This is a genomic window from Azospirillum terrae (assembly GCF_053470425.1).
Window position 1 is genome coordinate 152,304 of record NZ_JBPXMR010000004.1, and the last position, 20,589, is coordinate 172,892.

The following is a 20,589-nucleotide window of genomic DNA, read 5'->3' on the forward strand; positions in this document are numbered from 1 at the left end:
ATGACCTCAACCAAGACCAAGCTCCCCTCCCCTCACACCCTGTCGCGGCGCGGCGAAGGCCCCAATCCGATCGACGTGCACGTGGGAGCGCGCTTGCGTCTGCGCCGAACGCTCCTGGGCTTGAGCCAGGAGAAGCTGGGCGAGGCCGTGGGCATCACCTTCCAGCAGTTGCAGAAGTACGAGCGCGGCTCGAACCGCATCAGCGCCAGCCGGCTGTTCAACCTGTCGCAGGTGCTGGAGGTGCCGGTCAGCTTCTTCTTCGACGACATGCCGCAGTCCGGCGCCACACCGGTGCTGGCTCAGGCGCACCCCAGCGAGACCGAGGAGTTCGACTCCATGGCCCGGCGCGAGACGCTGGAGTTGGTGCGCGCCTACTACCGCATCGCCGACCCGTCCGTGCGCAAGCGCACCTTCGACCTCGTCAAGGCGCTGGGCGGTGAGCGCGAAGCCGCCGCGGACAACCAAGCGGCCTGACGGATCTTCACCCCCACCTGCCAGTAGTAGAAGGCGCGGGCCAGCGCGTGATGCAGGCCCGCGGCCCCGTCCAGGAAACCCAGCTTCAGCACGTAGCCGTGCAGGAAGACCGCCAGCGGACGCAGCGGCAGCGCGTGCAGCAGCCGCTTGAGCCGGCGTCGGCGGCCGCTTTCCAGGCCGATCAGCGCCGCCATGCGCCCATCGGCGCGCAGCGCCGCCTCCCAGTCCGAATAGCGGTTGTGGCGGTCGAACCACGCCGACAGCGGCTTGTCGTCGGCGTGCCGGAGCGGCGCGCGCAGCCGCCCGACCGGGCCGTCGACCACCGGCTGGTAGTGCCCCTCCACCTCCCACATCGACGCCACGTCGAGGTCCGGCACCTCCGGGAAGCGCGCCCGGCGCCGGTCGAGCAGCGCCAGCTTGGCGTTGCGAGCCCCAAAGCGCAGCGGCCGGCCGAGGAACACCGGCCGCCCCTCGACGGCGTACGCGGCGCACGCCGGCCCGCGCGCCATCAGCGCCGCCAGTTCGTCCACCAGGGCGGGCGTCAGGCGCTCGTCGGCATCCACGTACAGCACCCAGTCCCAGGCGAACGGCAGATGGTCCAGGCACCACTGTTTCTTCTTGGGATAGCCGCCGTTCCAGCGGAACGGCACGATTGTGGCGCCCCAGGCGGCGGCGATCTCCGGCGTGGCGTCGCTGCTGGCGGAGTCCACCACGAAGACCTGCGCGAAACGGCGCAGTTCGGCAAGGCAGGCCGGCAGGTTCACCGCCTCGTCGCGCGTCATCACCACGACCGAAACGGGGATGGGAATCACGCCCGCCCCCCTGGACGACGCTCCCTGCGCATCGCCAGCAGCGTCGCCAGAACGACGCCCAGCACCAACCCGCCGGCCAGCGCCGCGGGCAACACCACCAGCGGGTCCGGCCAATCCGGCAGCCGCGCCGCCGAGGGCGGCTCGATGGGATCGGCGGCGAAGGGCAGATCCACCTCGATCAGCAGCGAGACGCGCTCCTGCTCGGCCAGCAGATCGACCAGCGGACGGCGGTGATCGGCCTGGGTGACGGTGGCGAGCTTGGCGCGCACGTGGGCGACCTGGGCGGCGCTGCGGCGCATGGCCTCGGCGCGCAGGTGCGCGTCCGCCGCAACAGCCAGTCGCCCCAGCAGATCCAGCGCGAAGGCGCGGTCGGCATGGCGCAGCGTCAGCCGCCGCATCGGCCCGGTGCCGACCGGTGACACCACCAGCGCGCGGCGCAGCCGGGTGGCAAGCGCCTCGGCGTCCGGTTCGATCCAGTCGTCGCGACCGGCGAGCGCCAGCAGCCAGCGCTTCAGCGTTGGACCGGCACCGGACGGCGCGGCCCAACGCCCGGTGCCGGCGTCCCAGCGCTCGGGAAACAGGCGCTGCACCAGCGCCGGGTCGGCCATCAGCCGCGACGCGACCGGCACCGAGCCCAGCAACTCCAGAAAGCGGGCGAAGTCGGACAGCGTCTCGTCGCCGGGGCCGGGCTCGGCGAGGCCGAAGGCGCCATCGGCGCCGTGCACGGGCATGCGCGGTCCCATGGCGGCGACGCCCGTACGCGCCGTCGGACCGACGACCATGCTGGCCGTGTGCTCCGCCGGCACCAGCCGCAGCCCGGCCAGCGCCAGCACCAGCGCCGCCAGCGCGCACGCGGCGACGAGCCGCCATCCGGCGCGCAGCGTGCCGGCCAATTCGCGCACGCCCGGCGCCCCGAGCCCCGGCGTCGCGCGGTCAAAGCTCTGCGTGACCTCAGCCATGGCCCGCCCCCCACGCGGACGCAACGCCGCGCGCCGGGATCAGCGCCGCAGCCAGCGCCAGGAAGCGCGCCGCCGCCGCGTCGGCGTCCCAAGCCGACGCTGCCGCCGACGCCCGCGCGCCCTCCGCCGCGCAGCGCCCCGGGTCGGCCGCGTAGGCGGCGATCGTCGCGGCGAGCCCGCCGGCATCGGTGGGCTCCAGCACGATGCCGCAGGCGTGATCGGCGATGAGGCGCGCCGCCTCGCTGCCCGGCGGCCCGAGGAACAGGCAGGGCCGCCCGGCGGCCAAAGCGCTCGCCACCTTGCATGGAACAAGGAGCCCCTCGGCCCGTGGGTCCATGACGGCGAGGTGGAGGTCGGCCGCAGCCAGGGTGTCGGCCAGCCGTTCCGTGGGCTGAAACGGCTGGAGGTGCACGTTCGCCAGCCGCCCGGCCTCGGCCGCCGCGGCGGCGTGCCCGCGACCGTAGCCGACCAGCAGGAAGGCCACCTCCGGCAGCGCCTCGGCGGCGGCGAGCAGCGCGCCCAGCGGGTGCGCCAGCCCGAAGTTGCCGGCGTAGGCGACGGTGAAGCGGCCACCCAGCCGCAACTCGGCGCGCAAGGCGCTGGCGTCGCGCGGCAGCGGCCGGATCGCCGGGTCACCCCAGTTGGGCAGCACGGTCACCAACCGCTCCGGCACACCCTGCCCGCGCAGCCGTTCCGCCATGCAGCGCCCGATGGCGACCACCGCGCCGTGGCGCTTCAGCGCGCCGGCCATGGCCGCCTGCAATGCGCGCCGCATCAAGGCCGGCAGGGGCACGCCGAGCACCGGCAGCAACGCCGGGAACAGGTCGTGGCACCAGTGCAGCGCCGCCCGATGCCGCAACGCCAGCAACGGCCCGGCGAGCGCCAGCAGCGGCGGATCCGTCATGGTGACGACCAGATCGTGACGCGGCAGCGTCAGGGCGCGCACGGTCAGCCGCGCCAGCGCCGCGAGGTATCCGCGCAACGTCGGCCGACCTTCACCAGTTCCACCGGTCCGCACGATGGTGACGCCGCGCGGCGCCTCGCTTGGCCCCTCGCCATCCGCCAGCACGGTGACGCGCCAGCCGGCCCGCGCCGCGCGCCCGGCCAGATCAGCGAGGCAGCGTCCGCTGGCCCCACGGTCCGGCGGGAACACCCGGTTGATGAAGAGAATCGACGGCGACTCCGGCAAGGGGCGGCCCCATGGCAACGGTTGCATGCATTAGTATGCAACACACGTCAAGCGTCAGCCAAGACGTTCCTCTGCTCTTTGGTCCGAGTTTCTTCCGCCGCCAACACCAGCAGCGTGAGCAGCAGGCCGCAATCCAGGTACTTGAAGGCCGTGTGCACACCGAGCGCCATGGACAACGGCGCCAGGCACGCGACCGCCAGCGGCGGGTTGGTGCGCAGCAGGTTCCAGGCCGGCGGCATCAGCGCCGCCAGATAGGCGACCACCGCGACCAGGCCCAGCAATCCGCCCTTGAGCAGCGCATAGCTGGCCAGCGTGTGGGTGTACGTCACCCGCCAGCCGCCCACCGCCGGGTTGGCGATCTGCGCGCCCCAGCCGTCGCCGAACAGGAATGCGGGCAGCGAGCGCCCGACCTGCTCCAGCACGGCGGCCGCCTCGTCGATGCGGGCGTTGGTGCCGGTCAGCCGGGTCTTCTCCCCCACCAGCGCCAGCGCGCCGGCCATGCTGTCACCGAGCAGCAGCGCACCGGCCCCGGCCAGCACCACGCCGGCCAGCACCGCCGCGGGCGCCCGGCGCCACCACCAGGGGACGGTCGTCAGGAACCCCAGCAACGCCATGCCCAACGCCATGCGGTGCACCGTCCCGGCCAACGCGCCCAGGCACAGCGCGGCCGGCACCAGCAGCGCCGCGGCAACGCCCCACCGCCACCAGCCGCCGCGCGCCGCCAGCCCCAGTGCCGCCATGGGCAGCGCCACCGCGGCGAACAGCACCGATGGGGCGTTGAGGAAATAGCGCAGGCCGTCCGCCATGGGCCGCATGCCCACGGCACCGAAGCCCCACCCCGCCTGCCGCCACCAGCGCAACGCGAACAGCACGCCGGCCAGCGCCAGCCCCGCCGCCAGCAGCCGCACCGCGCCCGACACCGCCTCCGGCCCTCCACGGCGCAGCAGCGGCACCAGCAGCACGGGCAGGAACAGGTAGCCGAGCGGCAACACGTCGCGCAGCACCGCCGCCGCCTCCCAGCCGAGCGTCAGCCCGCGCACCAGCGGCGCCCACAACAGCCAGACGAAGGCCGCGACACCCACCGCTTCCCAGCCGGCAAGATCGGGCACGCGCAACGCATGGCCGGTCGCGACGAACAGCGGCCTTTCCAACCCTATGCCGGCGAGGAGCAGCGCACCGATGACGGCCTCCACCACGCGCACTTCCGGCGGGGCCGGCGCGCTGAGGAGGCCGTAGAGCGCCAGCGCCGCGAACAGCGCCGACGCCCGCCATGGCGTGGTGAGTGCTCCCATGCCGCCAGGATCGCACGCGAGGGGCATTCCTGCCACACCCGGCGGCGTTTTGCCGGCACGCCCGTGCCGAGCACGGTCGGTCGTTCACACCCGCGGCGAATCGCCCTATATAACAAAGGTGGTAAGTCTATCTGGTGCATGATGCTTTTCCCCCTTGGTCCATCCAATGCCCGCGGCTCCGGCCATTGGCCGCCCGCCCCGATCGGATTAGCGCTGTGGGGGCTGTTCGCCGTGGTCATTGGCGTGCTGGCGGTGGTCAAGCCGGGGCGGCCGATCACGCACATCTACCGCGACGCGGCGCTCGACTGGTGGTCGGGCGTGCCGGTCTACACAGGCGGCATCCACGGCTTCCTCTATTTCCCGTCCAGCGCCGTGCTGTACGGGCCGTTCGCGGCGCTGCCGCTCGGGCTGTGCGACCAGATCTGGCGGCTGCTGCTGGTGGCGGTCTTCTCCGCCGCCATCGCCCGCACGGCGGCGCTGCTGCGACGCGACGCAGCGCACTGGACCGCCGCCTGGGTGCTGGCGCTCGCCATCCCAACCGCCTCCATCAACCTGCTGCGCGGTCAGTGGGAGCTGATGATGGTGTCCATCATCCTGCACGCCGCCATCGACATCGCCCGCGGCGATGAGCGGCGCGGCGGCTGGCTGCTGGCGCTGGCGGTGGCGCTGAAGCCGCTGGCGCTGGTGCCGGCGCTGCTGTTCGGCGCGGTGCGGCCGGGCGTGCGGGGGACGCTGCTGTTCGGGTTGGTGGCGGCGGCCGCGGTGCCGTTCCTCCACCCCGACCCGGCCTATGTGGCCGGACAATACGTCGCCATGGTGGCGAAGCTGACCACCGCCGCGGCACCGGACAGCGGCAGCTGGTTCGACCTGACGACGCTGCTGGCGAGCGCAGGCGTGCGCCCGAGCTATCCCGCCATGACGCATCTGCGCATCGCCGCGGCGCTGGCCACGCTGGCGGTGGCGTTCACGGCGACGCAGCGGCTCGACCGGCCGACGGCGACGCTGGTCACCGTCATGCTGGCGGTGTTCTATCTGGTGCTGTTCAACCCCCGCACCGAAGAGGGCTCCTACCTCAACGTTGCGGCACTGGCGGCGCTGGCCGCCTTCGCCGAGCACCGGCGGCAGCCGACCGGCGCGCTGTGGGTCGTGCTGGGCGCGGTGGTGTTCGGTCTCGGCATGCATTTCTACGGCGACTGGATCTACCGCCCGACCCGGCCGTGGCTGAAGCAGGCGCTGACCCTCGGCCTCTATCCCTATGTGGCGTGGATCGTCGTCACCGGCCGCAGCCTCGCCACACCGGAGCCGGAGCCGGAACCGGCCGGGGCATGGCGGGCGGACCGGGTGGCGCTGGCGGTCTGCCTGGGCGTCGTCCCGCTGTGGGCGCTGGACCGCTTCGCCATCGGCGTGCCGGTGCGCGCGTGGCTGGCGGATTTCGACGCCGACGATTTCGCCGCCCTGGCCGCCGCGGTGCTGCTGGCCGCGTTCGTGCTGCCGGCGGCCAGCGGCCCGGTACGGGCGTGGATGCGCCGCCGACGACGGCGGTAAGCGGCCGGCCTCGACGTACGCCGCCGCACGCGCTATCTGATCGGCGAGGTTGTACACCGGAGGCATCATGGTCGAGGACATTCCCCTCCCCGGCGCGCGGCTCGGCACGCGGCGCGCGCTGTCGGTGCACCGGTTCGGCACGCCGGGCGCCCGGCCCAAAGCGTATGTCCAGGCGGCGCTGCACGCCGACGAGACGCCGGGAATGCTGGTCGCGCACCACCTCATCCGCCTGCTGCGCGACGCCACGGTGACCGGCGAAGTGGTCGTGGTGCCGGCGGCGAACCCCGTGGGCCTGGCCCAAATGGTCGAGGGCACGCACGTCGGGCGCTACGCGCTCGACGGCGGAGGCAACTTCAACCGGCATTTCCCCGACCTCGCGGCCGCGGCGGGGGACCGGCTGCACGGCCGGCTGGGCGACGACCCGGCCGCCAACACGGCCGTGGTGCGCGAGGCGCTGCACAAGGCGCACGCCGCGCTGACTCCGGGCGACGAGGTGGCGGCGCTGCGCCACGCGCTTCTCGGGCTGGCGCTGGACGCCGACCTCGTGCTCGACCTGCACTGCGACAAAGAGGCGGTGCCGCACCTTTACACCGGCGAGGCGCTGTGGCCGGAGACCGCCGACATCGCCGCCGAACTGGGCTGCCGCGCGGTGCTGCTGGAGCGGGAATCGGGCGGCGAGCCCTTCGACGAAGCCTGCGCGGCACCCTGGTGGAGGCTGGCCGAGCGGTTCGGAGCGGCCACGCCGGTGCCCTCCGCCTGTGTCGCCGTGACGGTCGAGCTGCGCGGCAAGGCCGACGTGTCCGACGCGCTGGCCGAGGCCGACGCCCGCGCCATCCTGCGCGTGCTGGCCCGGCGCGGCATGGTTGCCGGCAAGGCTGCCCCCCTGCCCGCCCTGGCGTGCGAGGCGACGCCGCTGTCGGGCCTGGAGCGGCTGACGGCGCCCTGCTCGGGAATCATCACCTACCACCGCGAGGTCGGAGAATGGGTGTCGGCGGGCGATCTGGTGGCGGACATCGTCGACCCCACGGCGGCCGACCCGGCCACCGGGCGCACGCCGCTGCGGGCGGGCGGCGCGGGGCTGGTGATGGCGCGCAGCAACGTACGCTTCGCCGGGCTGGGCGATCTGGTGGCATCGGTGGCCGGACGCGAGCCCCTGGAGGGGCACGGTCGCGGCCTGCTGTTCGACTGAGTCTCAGGTATAGCGGACCGCCGCCTGCTCCAGGCGGTAGAACAGTCCCTCGTGCGGCTTGAGCCGCAGCGTGCCGGCGACCACCACGGCGTTGCGCGTCTCGGCCGCCGGGGTCTGCGTGTGGACATGCAGCATTGTGGCGGGTCCCGGCCGCTCGCAGGCCGGACAGCCGACCGGGTTGGCGGCAAGGATGAAGCGGCGCTGCGGCCCACCCTCGGTCAGCGGCACCATGAAGCCGCGCAACGTCACCTGGACGCCATCCAGTGCTTTGATTTTGGCAGAGAATTGCGGCTCCGACGCCGCACCGGCGATGCGCACGTCGGACAGGTCGCGCCACAGCGCGGTGAACTCATCGAGGGCGAGGTGGAAGCGGCCCGCGGGGTGCGTCGGCTCGGCCGCACCGCCGGCCCATACGGCCATCCCGGCAATCGGCGCCAACGCCAGCGGCAACAACACCTGACGGCGTGTCGTCATGGTCTTTCCTCCCGGTGCGGTGAACCCGCAGCAGCCATTTTTCGGCAAATCTGGCTTTGAACGAATTGTTCCGAACTCCCCGGCTCGCGTCAACACCTCAAATGTCCATAAGCGCCAATGCGCCGACGCGCCAGAATCGCCATATCATCCTCAACCCCCAAACCGGAGCCCCGCCCCGCATGCTGAGAAGCGCCCCCACCGCAAAGCCCGCGCTGCTGCGCGTCAGCGAGGACCAGACCGCCGAACTGGCCGACATGTTCCGCCTGATGAGCGACCCGAGCCGGCTGCGCATCATCCTTGCTTGCCTGGAGACGCCGACCTCGGTCGGCGACATGGCGGCGGCCGTGGGGCTGTCGCCCTCGCTGGTCAGCCACCACCTGCGCCTGCTGCGCGCCGGGCGGCTGATCCAGGCCGAGCGGCGCGGCAACCGTGTCTATTACCTGATCACCGACGAGCATATCCGCCGGGTGCTGTCCGACATGGTCGACCACGTCGCCGAAAGCGACGACCTCGACCCCGATGCGCCAAACGATCCGCCGACGTAGAATATTCGTACTCTATATAATAAAATCGAAATGGAATTTGACGGGGGCGGCGTTCGCCCCCATAGTCGTTGTGCATTGCAGCATAGCGGTGCGCAGTCGAGGTAGGACCATGGAAACATTTCGATTCCAGCCGGGCGAGACCCCGGTCCTGCTGAGCATCCCGCACGTCGGCACGGACATCCCGCCAGACATCGCTGCGGGCATGACCGACGCGGCGCTGAAGGTGCCGGACACCGACTGGTTCCTCGACCGCCTCTATCACTTCGCTCCGGCGCTGGGCATCGGATTCCTGAAGGCGACGTGTTCGCGCTACGTGGTCGACCTCAACCGCGACCCGGCCGGGGCGTCGCTGTACGCCGGCGCCGACAACACCGAACTGTGCCCGCTGACCACATTTGACCACGAGCCGATCTACAAGCCCGGTCACGAGCCCGACTCCGCCGAGGTGCAGCGCCGCATCGAGACTTACTGGCGCCCTTACCATGAACAGTTGCAGCGCGAGCTGCACGCGCTGCGCGAGCGGTTCGGCATCGCCATCCTGTTCGACGCGCACTCCATCCGGTCCGAGGTGCCGCGCTTCTTCAAGGGCCGGCTGCCCGACTTCAATCTGGGCACCGGCGACGGCATGACCGCCTCACCGAAGCTGGTCGGCCGGCTGATGAACGTGTTGACCGCGAGCGAGAAGTATACGTCGGTGCTCAACGGCCGCTTCAAGGGCGGCTATATCACGCGCGCTTACGGCAATCCCGAGCACGGCACCCACACCGTCCAGCTCGAGCTGAGCCAGCGCACCTACATGGACGAGACGCCGCCCTTCCGCTTCCGCGACGACCTCGTTTCCGAGGTGCGCCCATCGGTGGAGCGCCTGCTGGACGTCGTCGTCGAATGGACGCGCGAGCACGCCTGGGCGAAGCGGACCAGGGCGTCTTAGGGGGCTCCTGCCCCCTACACCCACACGCCCCGCACGAAGGGGGCGATCTGCGTGTCTTCCATGATGATGTGGTTCACCAGCCAGTCGGCGGTGAAGGCGTAGATCCGCTCGCCGTTGGCGCGCGTCGGTTCCTTGGCGAAGATGTTGGACAGGTCACCAATCGCCTTCACCGCCTTGACGTGGCGGACCTTGTGCTCTTCCAGCTTGGGGAAGTGGACCGACTCCATGATCTTCTCTTCACGCCGGAAGTGCTGGTGCGTGTACTCCAGCAGCTTCATCAGCGTCTTGGCAACACGCGCGGGCAGGTAGACGCGCGCGTTCAGCGCCGCGTCCAGCTCGTTCAGGTACTCGATCAGGTGCTTGTGATCCTCGTCGATGACCGGTTGCCCGACGCTGAGCTGCCGCCGCCACGCTATCGCACCCATGCTGCCTCCGGAACCGTGTGCCCGCCTTGCTGGGCACCCACAGGCGGATTATGCGTCGTTCGCGCCCGCGAAGAAGGAAGCATGCGGGCGCACGGCAATTTGACGCACCCCGAATCCACACGCAAAAGGGGCGGACGCAGACACGCCCGCCCCTTTCCGGCAACGCAGCTGAGGATCAGCCGACGATGGAGTAGCCGCAGTCCACGTAGGTCGTGGCGCCGGTGATGCCCTTGGCACCATCGGTGGCGAGGAAGGCGGTCGTGTAGCCGACCTCCTCGATGGTCACCAGACGGTGCTCCGGCGCGCGGTCGGCGGCCTTGGCCATCAGCTCGTCGAAATGCGCGATGCCCGAGGCGGCGCGCGTCTTGATCGGACCCGGCGAGATGGCGTGCACGCGGATGCCCTTCGGGCCCAACTCCGAGGCGAGGTAGCGCACGGAAGACTCCAGCGCGGCCTTCACCGGGCCCATGACGCCGTAGTTCTCGATGACGCGCTGCGAGCCGAAGTAGGACATGGTGAACAGAGTACCACCGTCCTTCATCAGCGGCTCGGCGTAGCGGGCCATGCGGATGAACGAGTGGCAGGACACGTCCATCGCCGCCGAGAAGCCGTCGCGCGAGCAATCGGTGACGCGGCCGTGCAGGTCCTCGCGCGGGGCGAAGGCGATGGAGTGCAGCGCGAAGTCGAGCTTGCCCCACTTCTGCTCGATCTTCTCGAACATGGCCTTGAGCTGGCCTTCACCGGTGACGTCCACCGGTTCGAAGATCTCGGTCTCGAGCTCGCGGGCCAGCGGCTCCACGTGCGGCTTGGCCTTCTCGTTCAGGTAGCTGATCGCCAGATCGGCGCCCAGCGCCTTGAAGGCCTTGGCGCAGCCATAGGCGATCGACTGGTCGTTGGCGATGCCGAGGATCAGGCCCTTCTTGCCGGCAAGGCTGGCGGCGGCAGGAATCATCGTGGTCATCAGGAAGTATCCCATCAGGATGGTAAGGAATGGCGATCAGGTCGCTGACTGGTCGGTTGTTCCGTGCGGCGAACCATTGCATGACGAAGTACTGATGCAAGGACGCGCCGGGTTCAACATTCCTCCCCACGGGCAGCGGACCGGTTGTGCGGCGCACCATAGAACAGACGCGCCGGCTGCGCAACTTGCGAATACTGCAACAAATCTGACAAGAATTGGCTATTCCGTGGTCATACGGCGTCCACCCCTGGATGCGCGCCCTCAATGCGCAATACCGGCAAACATTTCACCGGCTGGAAGCACGAAAAAGGCCATTTCTGATCGAAAAGACCTTTTTGTGACCGGCATATTGAGCGCTGGCGCGCGTCAGGTGATGCCTGGAGAAAAAGCCGGCGGATCGCTGGCCGGGAACGATTCCTTCGAGGCCTCGTCCACCGTCTCGTCGCAGTCGGAATAGATGTCGCCGGGGTGACGGGCGAACTGGTTGCGCCCCTCCTCGACATCCTGGCTGGGAATCGCCGGGTCGTGATGCTCGTTCCACTCCTCCATCAGCCCATAGACCGGGCAATAGCCGGTCAGCCCGCGCGCCACCAGCGCGCCGCCGACCAGCGCCATGGCGGCCCCGGTGATGGTGGGCCGGCGCATGCCGAGCACCGCCAGGATGCCGCCGCCGACCAGCGACGCCACACGCTCGGCGTGGCCGACGTTGATCATGCGGTCGAATTCGTCGATGTGGCCGTGGTGCGCCATCGCTCGCCTCCCCGTTTTGCTGAATCCCGTTGGTTCACTGCTGCGGCGCGCCGCTGGACGAGCCGGTTCCGGTGCCGCTGGCGTCGGGCGCGGTGCTGCCGGTGCTGGTGCCGGTGCTGGGCGCCGGAGCCGGTGGGGTGCTGCGCGCCTGGATGAGTTCCTGGTTGAGGCGGGTGACCTCCTGGCTGAGCTGCTGGACCTGCTGGTTCAGCCGCCCCACCGCATCGCCGCTGCCGACCGTCGCCTCCGCCGGCGGCAGCGCCGTGGCGTCCTGCACCCAGTAGGGCGGGACGCCGTAATAGGTGTGCACGGCCATCGCCCATTGGCGGTCGGCCATGGCTGGCCGGTCGGAGCCGCTGAGTTGCGGGGCGCCCCTCAGGCGTTCCTTCGATACGTTGAGCACCAACCCCTCGCCGTTGGGGTTGGCGGCGAAGGCCGCCCAGGGCACGGGCATCTTGTGTTGGCCGAGACCGAGGAAGCCGCCCACCTCGACGACGGCGTAGGCGATGCGGCCGCTGGCCGGGTCGAGCATCACGTCGTCGATGGAGCCGACGTCCTCGCCCTGCGCGCCATACAGCTTGATTCGCTCCAGCTCCTTGCCGGTCATGGCGTGCGGTGCCTCGATGCTGCGCGCCATCGCCAGCCCCTTGCGCACCTGGACGGCACAGCCGTCAGCGTTGCCGGTCTGGCCCAGCCGCACCGCCGCTTGCCGCAGCGCGCGCAGGCCGCCGATCTCGGCCGGAGTCGGCGGCGGGGCCAGGGTGCCGCCGGCCTCCAGCGCGGCAATGCGCTGGTCCAGCCGGTCGAGGTCGGGGCACGGCGGCTGCTGCGCCCAGGCCACACCGGAAACGGCCACACCGGAAACCGGCGCCGCGCTCAGGAACAACGCCACGCCCAGCAGGCCGAGGCTGCGGGGGTACTGTCGCAATCGCATGCGGGGGCTCTCCGTCCGGACGGAACATGTGCCCCTTGAACGGCTCGGCCAAGGCGGAGGTTCCCCGCCGGACAGGCTCAGGGACGCAGAGTCTCGAACGGAGTCGGGCGTCCGAAGAAGCGGCCGGCCAGCGCGCTGACCCACCCGGCATCGCCGGTGGTGAAGAAGTGCCGGCCCACGGGATCAGTCTGCGGCGACGGTGCGTATTCCGGGTGGCGCTCCAGGTAATGCTCCAGCGAGCGGGCCACCAGGGCGGGCTGTGACAGCACCTCGACCCCGACCGGCAGGGCCTCGGCGAACAGGTGCGCCACCAGCGGGTAGTGCGTGCAGCCGAGCACCACCGAATCGAGCCGCTGCCCATCCAGTTGGCGGACGAGGTCCGCCACGCAGCCGCGCACCGCCGGCCGGATGGCGTCGTCGGGCGCGCCCTCCTCGATCAGCGGCACGAGGTCCGGGCAAGCCTGCTGGACGACGGTGACGTCCGGCGCGCGCTTGCCGATCTCGCGCGGGAAGGAGCCGGAGGCGACGGTGGCGGCGGTGGCGAAGACGCCCACCGTGCGCGGCTCCGGCAGTCGGTCGGCGAGCGGCGCCTCGACCATCCACGGCACGCGGGTGATCGCCTCGACCATGGGCACCAGCACGCCCAGCACGTTGCGGCCGGGATAGGCGTCGCGCAGCCACGTCTGCTGCATGCGGCGCAGCGCCACCGCCGAGGCGGTGTTGCACGCCAGCACGACCAGCCCGCAGCCTTGTGCGAACAGCCGCTCCACACCGGCGAGCGTCAGCGCGTAGATCGCCTCATCGCTGCGCGGGCCGTAGGGGGCGTGGGCGTGGTCGCCCAGATAGACGAAGGGCCGGCCGGGGGCGGCGTCGACCAGTGCCCGCAGCACCGTCAACCCGCCATGGCCGGAATCGAAGACGCCGATCACCGAATGAAAACCCTCTGGGAAAGGATGACCCCCAGTTTCCGCATCGACGCCGGAAACGGGTGTGAGAACGTTGGGCGCGGCAGTATGCCACGACCGGGCCGCGGGGGAAGCCCGCCGCACGCCCTGCGGACAGGAAAAAGGGGCCGCGATGCAGCCCCTCCCCGTCCGATGATCCGCGATGCGTCAGCCCAGGATTTCGGCGATGGCCTCCTTCTCGTGGACTTCCTGCTCGAAGCGGACCATCTCCGGGCCAACCGCGTCGCGGATCGACACCATGCCGATGGGCCGGCCCCGCTCCACCACCGGCAGGTGGCGGAAAGCGCCGTCGTGCATCATGTGCAGCGCGTGCATGATCGGGCGGTCGGGGCTGATGGTGGTGGGGTCCGGCGTCATTACCTCGGCGACCGTCGTGCGGTCGGGGTCGAGTTGGCCGGCGAGCACGCGGAACAGCGCATCGCGCTCGGTGAAGATACCGACCAGCCGGTCGCCGTCCACCACCGCCAGAGCGCCGATCCTGCATTCCTTCATCATGTGCGCCGCCGTGCGGACGGACGCCGTCTTGGAAACCGTGACGATGCGCTGGTTGCGGACGATCTCGCGAATGGGCCGGTTCGGCATGCTGTTCCCCCCTTTGGTGTGCGACAGTGTATCTCGGCAAGAATGATGCGCAGGGCGCCCGGATCGAGCAATACACAAATGGTCCCAAGACCATTCGCGACCGAATGGAATAGAGGTCGGATCTTGGTCATAAGAAGCGCCATGGCCGAGGGGCTACCCCCATCGCGCCGGCCGGCACTAGGGAGGCAGCCTTTATGATCGGGGACGGACAGCGGGGCGGAGAGCGCATGCGGGACATCGCCACGGCACTCGGGTACACGCTGACGGTCGCGCTCGCGGCGTTCGCCTGCTATGTCGGCTACACGACGATCCTCGGGTTGCGCTCCGATCCGCTGGCGCAGGTCGCCGCCGCGCTGTGCGGTGTGGTGTCCGGTGCGGTCGCGTGGCCTCGGCCTCCGTTGGCGGTGGCGCTGTCCCGCCCTCACATCGCCTTGCAGATCGGCAGCCGCACCGCGCTGCTGTTCTACCTGCTGTTCACCACCGCCACCGTGGTCGAGCGCTTCCCCGAGTATTTCGGCGAGGTGGACGGCGTCAACCAGAGCGTCGCCACCTTGCTGCTCAGCCTGCCGGCCTTGGTGGTGATGTCGCTGGGCGCGATGATCTACGCGACTTTCGGCGCCGCGTTCTTCCTCTCGGTGTTCCTCGCCAGCATCTGGGTGTGGCTGGCACGCCGCGCGCACCAGCCCTCCGCCTAGACCTCTTCTGGGAAGCAGCCGCTGCGCGCGGCCACCACGGCCACCTGGGTGCGGTTGCGCACGCCCAGCTTCTGCATGATGGCGCGCACGTGCACCTTCACCGTGCCTTCCAGGACGCCCAGCTCGCGGGCGATCTCCTTGTTGGAATGGCCGGCCAGCAGCAACTGAAAGACGTCGCGCTGACGGTCGGTCAGGCGATCGAGGATCTGCCCGGTCGGGCGCGCCGCCTCGGCCGCCACGCTGCCGCTCAGCACGGCGCGCGGCAGCGGCAGGAACGTCTCGCCGGTCAGCGCCAGCGAGATGGCGTGCTCCAGCACGGCGGTCGAACTCGTCTTCAGGATGTAGCCCTTGGCCCCCATGCGGACGCTGTCGACAATGTCCGCCACCTCGTCGGAACCGGAGATCACCAGCAGCGGCACCGTCCCCAGCGTCTCGACCATGCGGCGGATGCCGTCGCGGCCCTGGCGGTCGGCGAGATTGAGGTCGAACAGAACCAGCGTCAGGTCGCGCACGCGGGACGCGATGTCCAGCGCCTCGGCCAGCGACCCGGCCTCGATGACCTGGGCGTCGGGATGGATCTCGCCCACGGACAGCGCGAAGCCATGCCGCACCAGGGGGTGATCGTCCACCACGAGGAACTTGCGCACCTTGGCGCGCACAGCCCTCTCACCCCCAATCGAACGCACCTGTACTTCCATCGTATCGTTACCTTCATCCTGCCGCGGCTGTTCAGGTAAACCGGCATTCGCACCGGTTCAGGCAGCTTATTCGCTGTCATGGCGCCGCGGCTTCTCCGATTCCATCGAAAACTACTACTTTCGATTTGGCTCGGCTGACCGATCACGTCGAGCGCCTTGCGCGCTTACAACACGGAAGTTCCTTGCAGCGCCAACGGACACTCGTATAAAACACTTCAGCATTCAGGGTAAAGCCCGCATTTTCCACGCAATATGAGATAGTTTTTCTGTTTTTACCAACCTTCTTCGAATAACGATTTATACCATAAGACCAACGCACACGCGACCTCATGGAGGAAGCTTAATGGACACCTGGAACGTGATGCTCGTAGACCATGACCGGCTGTTCTCGGCCGCGCTTGGGACTCTCATCAGTAGCGGTCCCTTCCGGATCTGCCAGTACGCTGTAGACTCGTCCGACGCGGCGACGGCCGTCGAGCGGGGCACCGAGCCCGACCTCATCGTCATGGCGCTTCAGGACGGCTCGGCGGAGGAAATGGGCGGCATCAAGCGGCTGCGCGCCGCCACCGGCGCACGCATCGCCGTGCTCGCCGACGACGTGGTCGACCGCTCGCTGTCCATGGCGCTGAAGGCCGGGGCCGACGCCTATCTCAACAAGTCGATGTCCAGCGAATCCCTGCTGCGCTCGTTGCAGCTGGTCATGCTGGGCGAGGTGGTCTACCCCACACACGTGGCAAGCCTGCTGATCGCCACCGCCAACGAGCGCCCGACCCCGACCCGCGCGACCCCGGCCAACAACGAACTGTCCAAGCGCGAGGTGCAGATCCTGCGCTGCCTGCTGGCCGGCCAGTCCAACAAGGCCATCGCCCGCAACCTGCACATCACCGAAAGCACGGTGAAGATGCACTTCAAGAACGTGATGCGGAAGATCAACGCCCAGAACCGCACGCAGGCCGCTGTCTGGGCCATCCAGAACGGCCTGTCGCCACTGGTCAGCGCGTAGCACATCCCCCCTCCCCCGCTTCGGGCGAGGGAGGGGGCGGAAGCCCGTTTACTCGGCCGCACTGCGCCGGCCGTGCCGGCCTTCGGCGAACTCCTCGATCATCTTCGGGCAGAAGTTCGGCAAATCCCTGGGGTTGCGCGAGGTGACCAGACCGCGATCCGTCACCACGCTCTCGTCCACCCAGGTGGCGCCCGCGTTCGTCAGGTCCGTCTTCAGCGACGGCCAGGACGTCATACGCCGGCCGCGCACGGCGCCAGCATCGATCAGCGTCCACGGGCCGTGGCAGATGGCGGCGATGGGTTTGCTCGCCTCCGCGAACGAGCGGACGAAGGCGATTGCCTTCGGTTCCAACCGCAGGGCATCGGGGTTCATTACCCCGCCCGGCAGCATGAGCGCGTCGTACGCCCCGGCGTCCGCCTGGTCGAGCGTCCGGTCCACCGGCACGGCGTCGGCTTTGTCGTGATGCTTCCAGCCCTGGATGGCGCCGCTCTTGGGCGACACCACGTGCACGGTGGCACCGGCCTCCTTCAGGGCCTTCACCGGTTCGGTCAGTTCCGACTGCTCGAAGCCGTCGGTGGCGAGCACGGCAACGGTCTTGCCGATCAGGTTCTTCGCCATGATGCGATCCTCCCTTTCGATTTGGCATACGCCCTTCCAACCTTTGCGCTCCGGCGGGGTTCCATGGGCTTCCCCAGCGGGACGGCTGTGGCATATTGGGCGTATGTGGACCTTCGACACCGACCGCCGCGCCCTGTGGGACGACACCGGACGCCGCTTCGACCCGGCGCACCGTACCTGGACGCCCGCCCCGCCCCCGCCGGACGGCATCGCCGTCAATGATGCCGAGGTGGTGCGCTGGCTCCAGCGCGACAGCGGTTCGCCGTGCCGGCCGCCGGTCGGCATCATCGGCCCGCGCGAACCCACCGCCGAGCAGGAGGCGCTGGCCGAAGCCATCGGCGCCGGGCTGGCGGAGATGGGCCTCGTCGTGCTGTGTGGCGGACGGTCCGGCGTCATGGAGGCGGCGTGCCGCGGCGTGGCGCGGGCCGGCGGCCTGTCCATCGGCCTGCTGCCCGGCGAGGAGTGGAACACGGCCAACCCCTACGTCACCGTGCCCATCGCCACCGGCATCGGCGTCGCCCGCAACGCCCTGATCGCCCGCGCGGCGGTGTGCCTGATCGCGGTGGGCGGCGGCAACGGCACGCTGTCGGAGATCGCCTTCGGCCTGCAATTCGGCCGTCCGGTGTTCGCCCTGGCCGGCGCGCCCAAGGTGGCCGGCACGGTCGAACTCGAGGGCTGGGACACCTTGCTGCCGCGCGTGGCACGCGTGGCGCTGAACCACCCCGGCTAACGACACGCGACGAACCGTCACCTCCCGCAATCTCAGGTCGCTATTTCATACGAATGTGCGCAAAAATGATGACGGCGGCCGGAATCCCCCGGCCGCCGCATCAAAGGAGGCAAAAGGCATGAAAAGGATGCCCTTTCTCCTGGTCTTCGAGTGGCGGGGCTGGCTGATCACGATCATCCGGCGGCGCCGCAAGAAGACCTAAGGGGCGGCCGGTGGGTGTTCGCAGCACCCACCGGCCACCTCCGACAATATAGCATCGACACGCGGCGCGGGCAAATCCCTGGCCGCGCCTTTACTCCTCAATGGGATGGCAGGGCTTGCAGGAGGTCGGCCAGGGCTCGCCGAGATCCTCGACCAGACAGCGCCACGATGGGCCGTCCAGGCGGATGCAGCCGCCGCCGGCGAAGTTCAGCACCACCCCACCGCCCTCCGCCGTCTCCAGCGACAGCAGTTCCAGGAACTGCCTGCGGTCCTTGAGGTCCAGGCCCCGCATCTTGACGCCGGTCACCCCCTCGACCCGCACACCGCAGTTCACGCGTTCGAAGGGGTACTGATCGTCGTCCTCGGCGGTCGGGCCTTCGGCGTCGCGCGGGCGGTCACTGGCCTCCCAGCGGAAGCGGCTGACCACCGCCACGAAGCGCTTCTCGTCGGGCAGGTAGCACATGTCGCCAATGGGAACGATGGCGTCTTGCAGACAGGCGGAAACGACCTTCAGGTCTTCCTGGTCCTCGGCGCGCAACCGGATCGGCGTGGTCATGGCTCCATTCCCGTCCTAGGGCTCCAGCGTCTAGTCCTCGCCGCCGCCGCCGATGCGCTCGATGTCGGCGCCGCAGGCGGCCAGTTTCTCTTCGACCCGCTCATAGCCGCGGTCCAGATGGTAGACGCGGTTGATCGTCGTCTCCCCCTCGGCCGCCAGCCCGGCCAGCACCAGCGACACCGAGGCGCGCAGATCGGTGGCCATGACCGGCGCGCCGGTCAGCCGCTCGACCCCGCGCACCAGCGCCGAGGAGCCGTGCACGGTGATGCGCGCACCCATGCGCATCAGTTCCGGCGCGTGCATGAAGCGGTTCTCGAAGATCGTCTCGGTGATCATCGCCGCCCCGCGCGCCGTGCTCATCAGCGCCATCATCTGCGCCTGGAGGTCGGTCGGAAAGCCTGGGAACGGCTCGGTCATCGCATCGACGCCGTGCAGTTCGCCGTTGGCGCGGGAGACGCGGACGCCGTTTTCCGTGTCGGTGAAGGTCACGCCGGCCTGCTGGAGCGTGGTCACCACCGACTGGATGAGGTCGAGCCGCGTGTTGGTGATCTCCAGATCACCGCCGGTGATGGCGGCGGCCATGACGTAAGTGCCGGTCTCGATGCGGTCGGGCACCACGGAATGCGTGGCGCCGTGCAGCCGGTCGACGCCGCGGATGCGCAGCGTGTCGGTGCCGATGCCCTGGATGTCGGCGCCCATGGCGACCAGACAGTGCGCGAGGTCGGTCACTTCCGGCTCGCGGGCAGCGTTGACCAGCACGGTCTCGCCCTTCGCCAGCGTCGCCGCCATCAGCAGATTCTCGGTGGCGCCGACGGAGACCTTGGGGAAGACGAACTCGGCACCCTTCAGGCCACCCGGCGCCTTGGCGACGATGTAGCCGCGGTCCAGTTCGATCTCCGCCCCCATGGCCTGGAGGCCCTTGATGTGCAGATCCACCGGCCGCGCGCCGATGGCGCAGCCGCCTGGCAGCGACACCCGCGCCTCGTGGCAGCGCGCCACCAGCGGCCCCAGCACCAGCACGCTGGCGCGCATCTTGCGCACCAGATCATAGGGGGCGGTGGTGTTGGTGAGGTCGCGGGCGGTCAGCTCGATCACGCGCCCGGCGCAGTTGCCGCCGGCGCCTGCGAGGTGGATCGCCACTCCATGCTGGAGCAGCAGGTTGCACAGCGTGTTGATGTCCGCGAGGATCGGCAGGTTCTTGAGAACCAGCGTCTCGTCGGTCAGCAGGCTGGCGGTCATCAACGGCAGTGCCGCGTTCTTGGCGCCACCGACTTCGATGGAGCCACGCAGGGGACTACCGCCGCGGATGCGAATCCTATCCATGGGACCTATGAGTGTCTGTGCTGTAGGGATGGTGCCGACGAACCGGGATTACAAGACGCCCCGCCGCGTCTACAGACGCGGCAGAGTGACGCCCTTCTGCCCCATGTACTTGCCGGACTTGTCGGCGTACGAGGTCTCGCACACGGTGTCGCCCTTGAGGAACAGGAACTGGCACAGCCCCTCGTTGGCGTAGACCTTGGCGGGCAGCGGCGTGGTGTTGGAGATTTCCAGCGTCACATGGCCTTCCCACTCCGGCTCCAGCGGCGTCACGTTGACGATCAGGCCGCAGCGGGCGTAGGTGCTCTTGCCCAGGCAGATCACCAGCACGTCGCGCGGGACGCGGAAATATTCCACTGTGCGGGCCAGGGCGAAGCTGTTCGGCGGGATGATGCAGACGTCGGTCTTGCGATCGACGAAGCTGTTTTCCGAGAATTTCTTCGGATCGACGATGGCGCTGTCGACGTTGGTGAAGATCTTGAACTCGTCGGCGACGCGGGCGTCGTAGCCGTAGGAGCTGAGCCCGTAGGAAATCACGCCCGCGCGCTCCTGGCGGTCGACGAAGGGCTCGATCATGCCCTTGGTCTCGGCCATCTCGCGAATCCAGCTGTCCGGCATGATGCCCACGGCTCACACTCCCAGTACGTAGAGATCGGTTACGAAAGATCGGTCAGGGGGTTGTAGCGGAGGGAGGCTGGAGGCTCAAGCGCGCGGATCGGCCGGCCTCACATACTCCGAATG

At 69.6% G+C, this 20,589-nt stretch carries 24 protein-coding genes; 8 read left to right on the forward strand and 16 right to left on the reverse strand.

Annotated elements, in window-relative coordinates:
* Complete coding sequence (locus tag ACSVDD_RS13100) at positions 1–474, forward strand: helix-turn-helix domain-containing protein (RefSeq protein WP_448189806.1); 474 nt, start codon at positions 1–3, stop codon at positions 472–474.
* On the opposite strand, the gene ACSVDD_RS13105 is transcribed toward ACSVDD_RS13100, so the two are convergent.
* The 4 genes from ACSVDD_RS13105 to ACSVDD_RS13120 are packed head-to-tail and all read right to left on the reverse strand — an operon-like array spanning position 375 to position 4,726.
* On the reverse strand, positions 375–1,286 hold the full coding sequence (locus ACSVDD_RS13105; protein WP_448189807.1) for a glycosyltransferase family 2 protein: 912 nt from the start codon (positions 1,284–1,286) through the stop codon (positions 375–377). The two genes, ACSVDD_RS13100 and ACSVDD_RS13105, sit on opposite strands and share 100 nt — an antisense overlap.
* The gene (locus tag ACSVDD_RS13110) at positions 1,283–2,245 is read right to left on the reverse strand and encodes a hypothetical protein (RefSeq protein ID WP_448189808.1); all 963 of its coding nucleotides are present in this window, start codon (positions 2,243–2,245) and stop codon (positions 1,283–1,285) included. The genes ACSVDD_RS13105 and ACSVDD_RS13110 overlap by 4 nt, the downstream gene beginning before the upstream one ends.
* Positions 2,238–3,434, reverse strand: a complete 1,197-nt coding sequence (locus tag ACSVDD_RS13115) for a glycosyltransferase (RefSeq protein ID WP_448189809.1) — start codon at positions 3,432–3,434, stop codon at positions 2,238–2,240. The genes ACSVDD_RS13110 and ACSVDD_RS13115 overlap by 8 nt, the downstream gene beginning before the upstream one ends.
* Before the next feature lie 47 nt (positions 3,435–3,481).
* On the reverse strand, positions 3,482–4,726 hold the full coding sequence (locus ACSVDD_RS13120; protein WP_448189810.1) for a hypothetical protein: 1,245 nt from the start codon (positions 4,724–4,726) through the stop codon (positions 3,482–3,484).
* Positions 4,727–4,864: 138 nt separating this feature from the next.
* On the opposite strand from ACSVDD_RS13120, the gene ACSVDD_RS13125 reads away from it, so the two are divergent.
* Together ACSVDD_RS13125 and ACSVDD_RS13130 are read left to right on the forward strand one after the other, a co-directional pair.
* Entirely contained in the window at positions 4,865–6,271 is a 1,407-nt protein-coding gene (locus ACSVDD_RS13125; RefSeq protein WP_448189811.1) for a glycosyltransferase family 87 protein, read from the forward strand.
* Positions 6,272–6,338: 67 nt separating this feature from the next.
* On the forward strand, positions 6,339–7,460 hold the full coding sequence (locus tag ACSVDD_RS13130; RefSeq protein ID WP_448189812.1) for a succinylglutamate desuccinylase/aspartoacylase family protein: 1,122 nt from the start codon (positions 6,339–6,341) through the stop codon (positions 7,458–7,460).
* Between the two features lie 3 nt (positions 7,461–7,463).
* Here the strand turns inward: ACSVDD_RS13130 and ACSVDD_RS13135 are convergent, their stop codons facing one another.
* Entirely contained in the window at positions 7,464–7,934 is a 471-nt protein-coding gene (locus ACSVDD_RS13135; protein ID WP_448189813.1) for a DUF3299 domain-containing protein, read from the reverse strand.
* A gap of 179 nt (positions 7,935–8,113) precedes the next feature.
* On the opposite strand from ACSVDD_RS13135, the gene ACSVDD_RS13140 reads away from it, so the two are divergent.
* Both ACSVDD_RS13140 and hutG read left to right on the forward strand, forming a co-directional pair.
* Positions 8,114–8,479 carry an ArsR/SmtB family transcription factor gene (locus ACSVDD_RS13140; protein ID WP_448189814.1) on the forward strand — a complete coding sequence of 122 codons (366 nt, stop codon included), beginning with the start codon at positions 8,114–8,116 and terminating at the stop codon, positions 8,477–8,479.
* 109 nt (positions 8,480–8,588) lie between these two features.
* Complete coding sequence (gene hutG, locus ACSVDD_RS13145) at positions 8,589–9,410, forward strand: N-formylglutamate deformylase (RefSeq protein WP_448189815.1); 822 nt, start codon at positions 8,589–8,591, stop codon at positions 9,408–9,410.
* A 14-nt stretch (positions 9,411–9,424) separates the two neighbouring features.
* Here the strand turns inward: hutG and ACSVDD_RS13150 are convergent, their stop codons facing one another.
* The 6 genes from ACSVDD_RS13150 to ACSVDD_RS13175 all read right to left on the reverse strand — a co-directional run bounded on the left by ACSVDD_RS13150 (position 9,425) and on the right by ACSVDD_RS13175 (position 14,027).
* The gene (locus ACSVDD_RS13150; protein WP_448189816.1) at positions 9,425–9,835 is read right to left on the reverse strand and encodes a bacteriohemerythrin; all 411 of its coding nucleotides are present in this window, start codon (positions 9,833–9,835) and stop codon (positions 9,425–9,427) included.
* A gap of 175 nt (positions 9,836–10,010) precedes the next feature.
* Positions 10,011–10,796 carry an enoyl-ACP reductase FabI gene (fabI, locus tag ACSVDD_RS13155; RefSeq protein WP_448189817.1) on the reverse strand — a complete coding sequence of 262 codons (786 nt, stop codon included), beginning with the start codon at positions 10,794–10,796 and terminating at the stop codon, positions 10,011–10,013.
* 366 nt (positions 10,797–11,162) lie between these two features.
* Complete coding sequence (locus tag ACSVDD_RS13160) at positions 11,163–11,546, reverse strand: YgaP family membrane protein (protein ID WP_448189818.1); 384 nt, start codon at positions 11,544–11,546, stop codon at positions 11,163–11,165.
* 34 nt (positions 11,547–11,580) lie between these two features.
* A complete protein-coding gene (locus tag ACSVDD_RS13165; protein WP_448189819.1) occupies positions 11,581–12,480 on the reverse strand; it encodes a PRC-barrel domain-containing protein in 900 nt (299 codons plus the stop codon).
* 77 nt (positions 12,481–12,557) lie between these two features.
* Positions 12,558–13,409, reverse strand: coding sequence for a glutamate racemase (gene murI, locus ACSVDD_RS13170; RefSeq protein ID WP_448189820.1), 852 nt, complete (start codon positions 13,407–13,409; stop codon positions 12,558–12,560).
* A gap of 183 nt (positions 13,410–13,592) precedes the next feature.
* Positions 13,593–14,027, reverse strand: a complete 435-nt coding sequence (locus ACSVDD_RS13175; RefSeq protein ID WP_448189821.1) for a CBS domain-containing protein — start codon at positions 14,025–14,027, stop codon at positions 13,593–13,595.
* Positions 14,028–14,254: 227 nt separating this feature from the next.
* On the opposite strand from ACSVDD_RS13175, the gene ACSVDD_RS13180 reads away from it, so the two are divergent.
* Positions 14,255–14,722: a hypothetical protein gene (locus ACSVDD_RS13180; RefSeq protein ID WP_448189822.1), complete on the forward strand. Its 468-nt coding sequence runs from the start codon at positions 14,255–14,257 to the stop codon at positions 14,720–14,722.
* Here the strand turns inward: ACSVDD_RS13180 and ACSVDD_RS13185 are convergent.
* Positions 14,719–15,408 (reverse strand): LuxR C-terminal-related transcriptional regulator, encoded by a 690-nt coding sequence (locus ACSVDD_RS13185; protein WP_448189823.1) that lies wholly within the window; start codon positions 15,406–15,408, stop codon positions 14,719–14,721. The two genes, ACSVDD_RS13180 and ACSVDD_RS13185, sit on opposite strands and share 4 nt — an antisense overlap.
* 355 nt (positions 15,409–15,763) lie before the next feature.
* Between ACSVDD_RS13185 and ACSVDD_RS13190 the strand changes: the two genes are divergently transcribed.
* Positions 15,764–16,423, forward strand: coding sequence for a LuxR C-terminal-related transcriptional regulator (locus ACSVDD_RS13190; RefSeq protein WP_448189824.1), 660 nt, complete (start codon positions 15,764–15,766; stop codon positions 16,421–16,423).
* 48 nt (positions 16,424–16,471) lie between these two features.
* Here ACSVDD_RS13190 and ACSVDD_RS13195 read toward each other — a convergent pair whose 3' ends face one another.
* Complete coding sequence (locus tag ACSVDD_RS13195) at positions 16,472–17,041, reverse strand: type 1 glutamine amidotransferase domain-containing protein (protein WP_448189825.1); 570 nt, start codon at positions 17,039–17,041, stop codon at positions 16,472–16,474.
* Positions 17,042–17,144: 103 nt separating this feature from the next.
* Here ACSVDD_RS13195 and ACSVDD_RS13200 point away from each other — a divergent pair, with 103 nt between their 5' ends.
* On the forward strand, positions 17,145–17,771 hold the full coding sequence (locus ACSVDD_RS13200) for a TIGR00725 family protein (protein ID WP_448189826.1): 627 nt from the start codon (positions 17,145–17,147) through the stop codon (positions 17,769–17,771).
* A 292-nt stretch (positions 17,772–18,063) separates the two neighbouring features.
* On the opposite strand, the gene ACSVDD_RS13205 is transcribed toward ACSVDD_RS13200, so the two are convergent.
* From ACSVDD_RS13205 to dcd, 3 genes are all read right to left on the reverse strand, one after another.
* Positions 18,064–18,528 carry a DUF2948 family protein gene (locus ACSVDD_RS13205; RefSeq protein ID WP_448189827.1) on the reverse strand — a complete coding sequence of 155 codons (465 nt, stop codon included), beginning with the start codon at positions 18,526–18,528 and terminating at the stop codon, positions 18,064–18,066.
* 30 nt (positions 18,529–18,558) lie between these two features.
* Positions 18,559–19,851 carry a UDP-N-acetylglucosamine 1-carboxyvinyltransferase gene (gene murA, locus ACSVDD_RS13210; protein WP_448189828.1) on the reverse strand — a complete coding sequence of 431 codons (1,293 nt, stop codon included), beginning with the start codon at positions 19,849–19,851 and terminating at the stop codon, positions 18,559–18,561.
* A 69-nt stretch (positions 19,852–19,920) separates the two neighbouring features.
* Entirely contained in the window at positions 19,921–20,475 is a 555-nt protein-coding gene (gene dcd / locus ACSVDD_RS13215) for a dCTP deaminase (RefSeq protein ID WP_448189829.1), read from the reverse strand.
* Positions 20,476–20,589: the final 114 nt, after the last annotated feature.

What these genes read in the sequence shown, in the direction of transcription:
- ACSVDD_RS13100 (WP_448189806.1), top strand. Translation starts at nt 1, where the DNA reads ATGACCTCAACCAAGACCAAGCTCCCCTCCCCTCACACCCTGTCGCGG.
- ACSVDD_RS13110 (WP_448189808.1), bottom strand. Translation starts at nt 2,245, where the DNA reads ATGGCTGAGGTCACGCAGAGCTTTGACCGCGCGACGCCGGGGCTCGGG.
- ACSVDD_RS13120 (WP_448189810.1), bottom strand. Translation starts at nt 4,726, where the DNA reads ATGGGAGCACTCACCACGCCATGGCGGGCGTCGGCGCTGTTCGCGGCG.
- ACSVDD_RS13125 (WP_448189811.1), top strand. Translation starts at nt 4,865, where the DNA reads ATGATGCTTTTCCCCCTTGGTCCATCCAATGCCCGCGGCTCCGGCCAT.
- ACSVDD_RS13130 (WP_448189812.1), top strand. Translation starts at nt 6,339, where the DNA reads ATGGTCGAGGACATTCCCCTCCCCGGCGCGCGGCTCGGCACGCGGCGC.
- ACSVDD_RS13135 (WP_448189813.1), bottom strand. Translation starts at nt 7,934, where the DNA reads ATGACGACACGCCGTCAGGTGTTGTTGCCGCTGGCGTTGGCGCCGATT.
- ACSVDD_RS13140 (WP_448189814.1), top strand. Translation starts at nt 8,114, where the DNA reads ATGCTGAGAAGCGCCCCCACCGCAAAGCCCGCGCTGCTGCGCGTCAGC.
- hutG (WP_448189815.1), top strand. Translation starts at nt 8,589, where the DNA reads ATGGAAACATTTCGATTCCAGCCGGGCGAGACCCCGGTCCTGCTGAGC.
- ACSVDD_RS13150 (WP_448189816.1), bottom strand. Translation starts at nt 9,835, where the DNA reads ATGGGTGCGATAGCGTGGCGGCGGCAGCTCAGCGTCGGGCAACCGGTC.
- fabI (WP_448189817.1), bottom strand. Translation starts at nt 10,796, where the DNA reads ATGACCACGATGATTCCTGCCGCCGCCAGCCTTGCCGGCAAGAAGGGC.
- ACSVDD_RS13160 (WP_448189818.1), bottom strand. Translation starts at nt 11,546, where the DNA reads ATGGCGCACCACGGCCACATCGACGAATTCGACCGCATGATCAACGTC.
- ACSVDD_RS13165 (WP_448189819.1), bottom strand. Translation starts at nt 12,480, where the DNA reads ATGCGATTGCGACAGTACCCCCGCAGCCTCGGCCTGCTGGGCGTGGCG.
- ACSVDD_RS13175 (WP_448189821.1), bottom strand. Translation starts at nt 14,027, where the DNA reads ATGCCGAACCGGCCCATTCGCGAGATCGTCCGCAACCAGCGCATCGTC.
- ACSVDD_RS13180 (WP_448189822.1), top strand. Translation starts at nt 14,255, where the DNA reads ATGCGGGACATCGCCACGGCACTCGGGTACACGCTGACGGTCGCGCTC.
- ACSVDD_RS13190 (WP_448189824.1), top strand. Translation starts at nt 15,764, where the DNA reads ATGGACACCTGGAACGTGATGCTCGTAGACCATGACCGGCTGTTCTCG.
- ACSVDD_RS13195 (WP_448189825.1), bottom strand. Translation starts at nt 17,041, where the DNA reads ATGGCGAAGAACCTGATCGGCAAGACCGTTGCCGTGCTCGCCACCGAC.
- ACSVDD_RS13200 (WP_448189826.1), top strand. Translation starts at nt 17,145, where the DNA reads ATGTGGACCTTCGACACCGACCGCCGCGCCCTGTGGGACGACACCGGA.
- ACSVDD_RS13205 (WP_448189827.1), bottom strand. Translation starts at nt 18,528, where the DNA reads ATGACCACGCCGATCCGGTTGCGCGCCGAGGACCAGGAAGACCTGAAG.
- murA (WP_448189828.1), bottom strand. Translation starts at nt 19,851, where the DNA reads ATGGATAGGATTCGCATCCGCGGCGGTAGTCCCCTGCGTGGCTCCATC.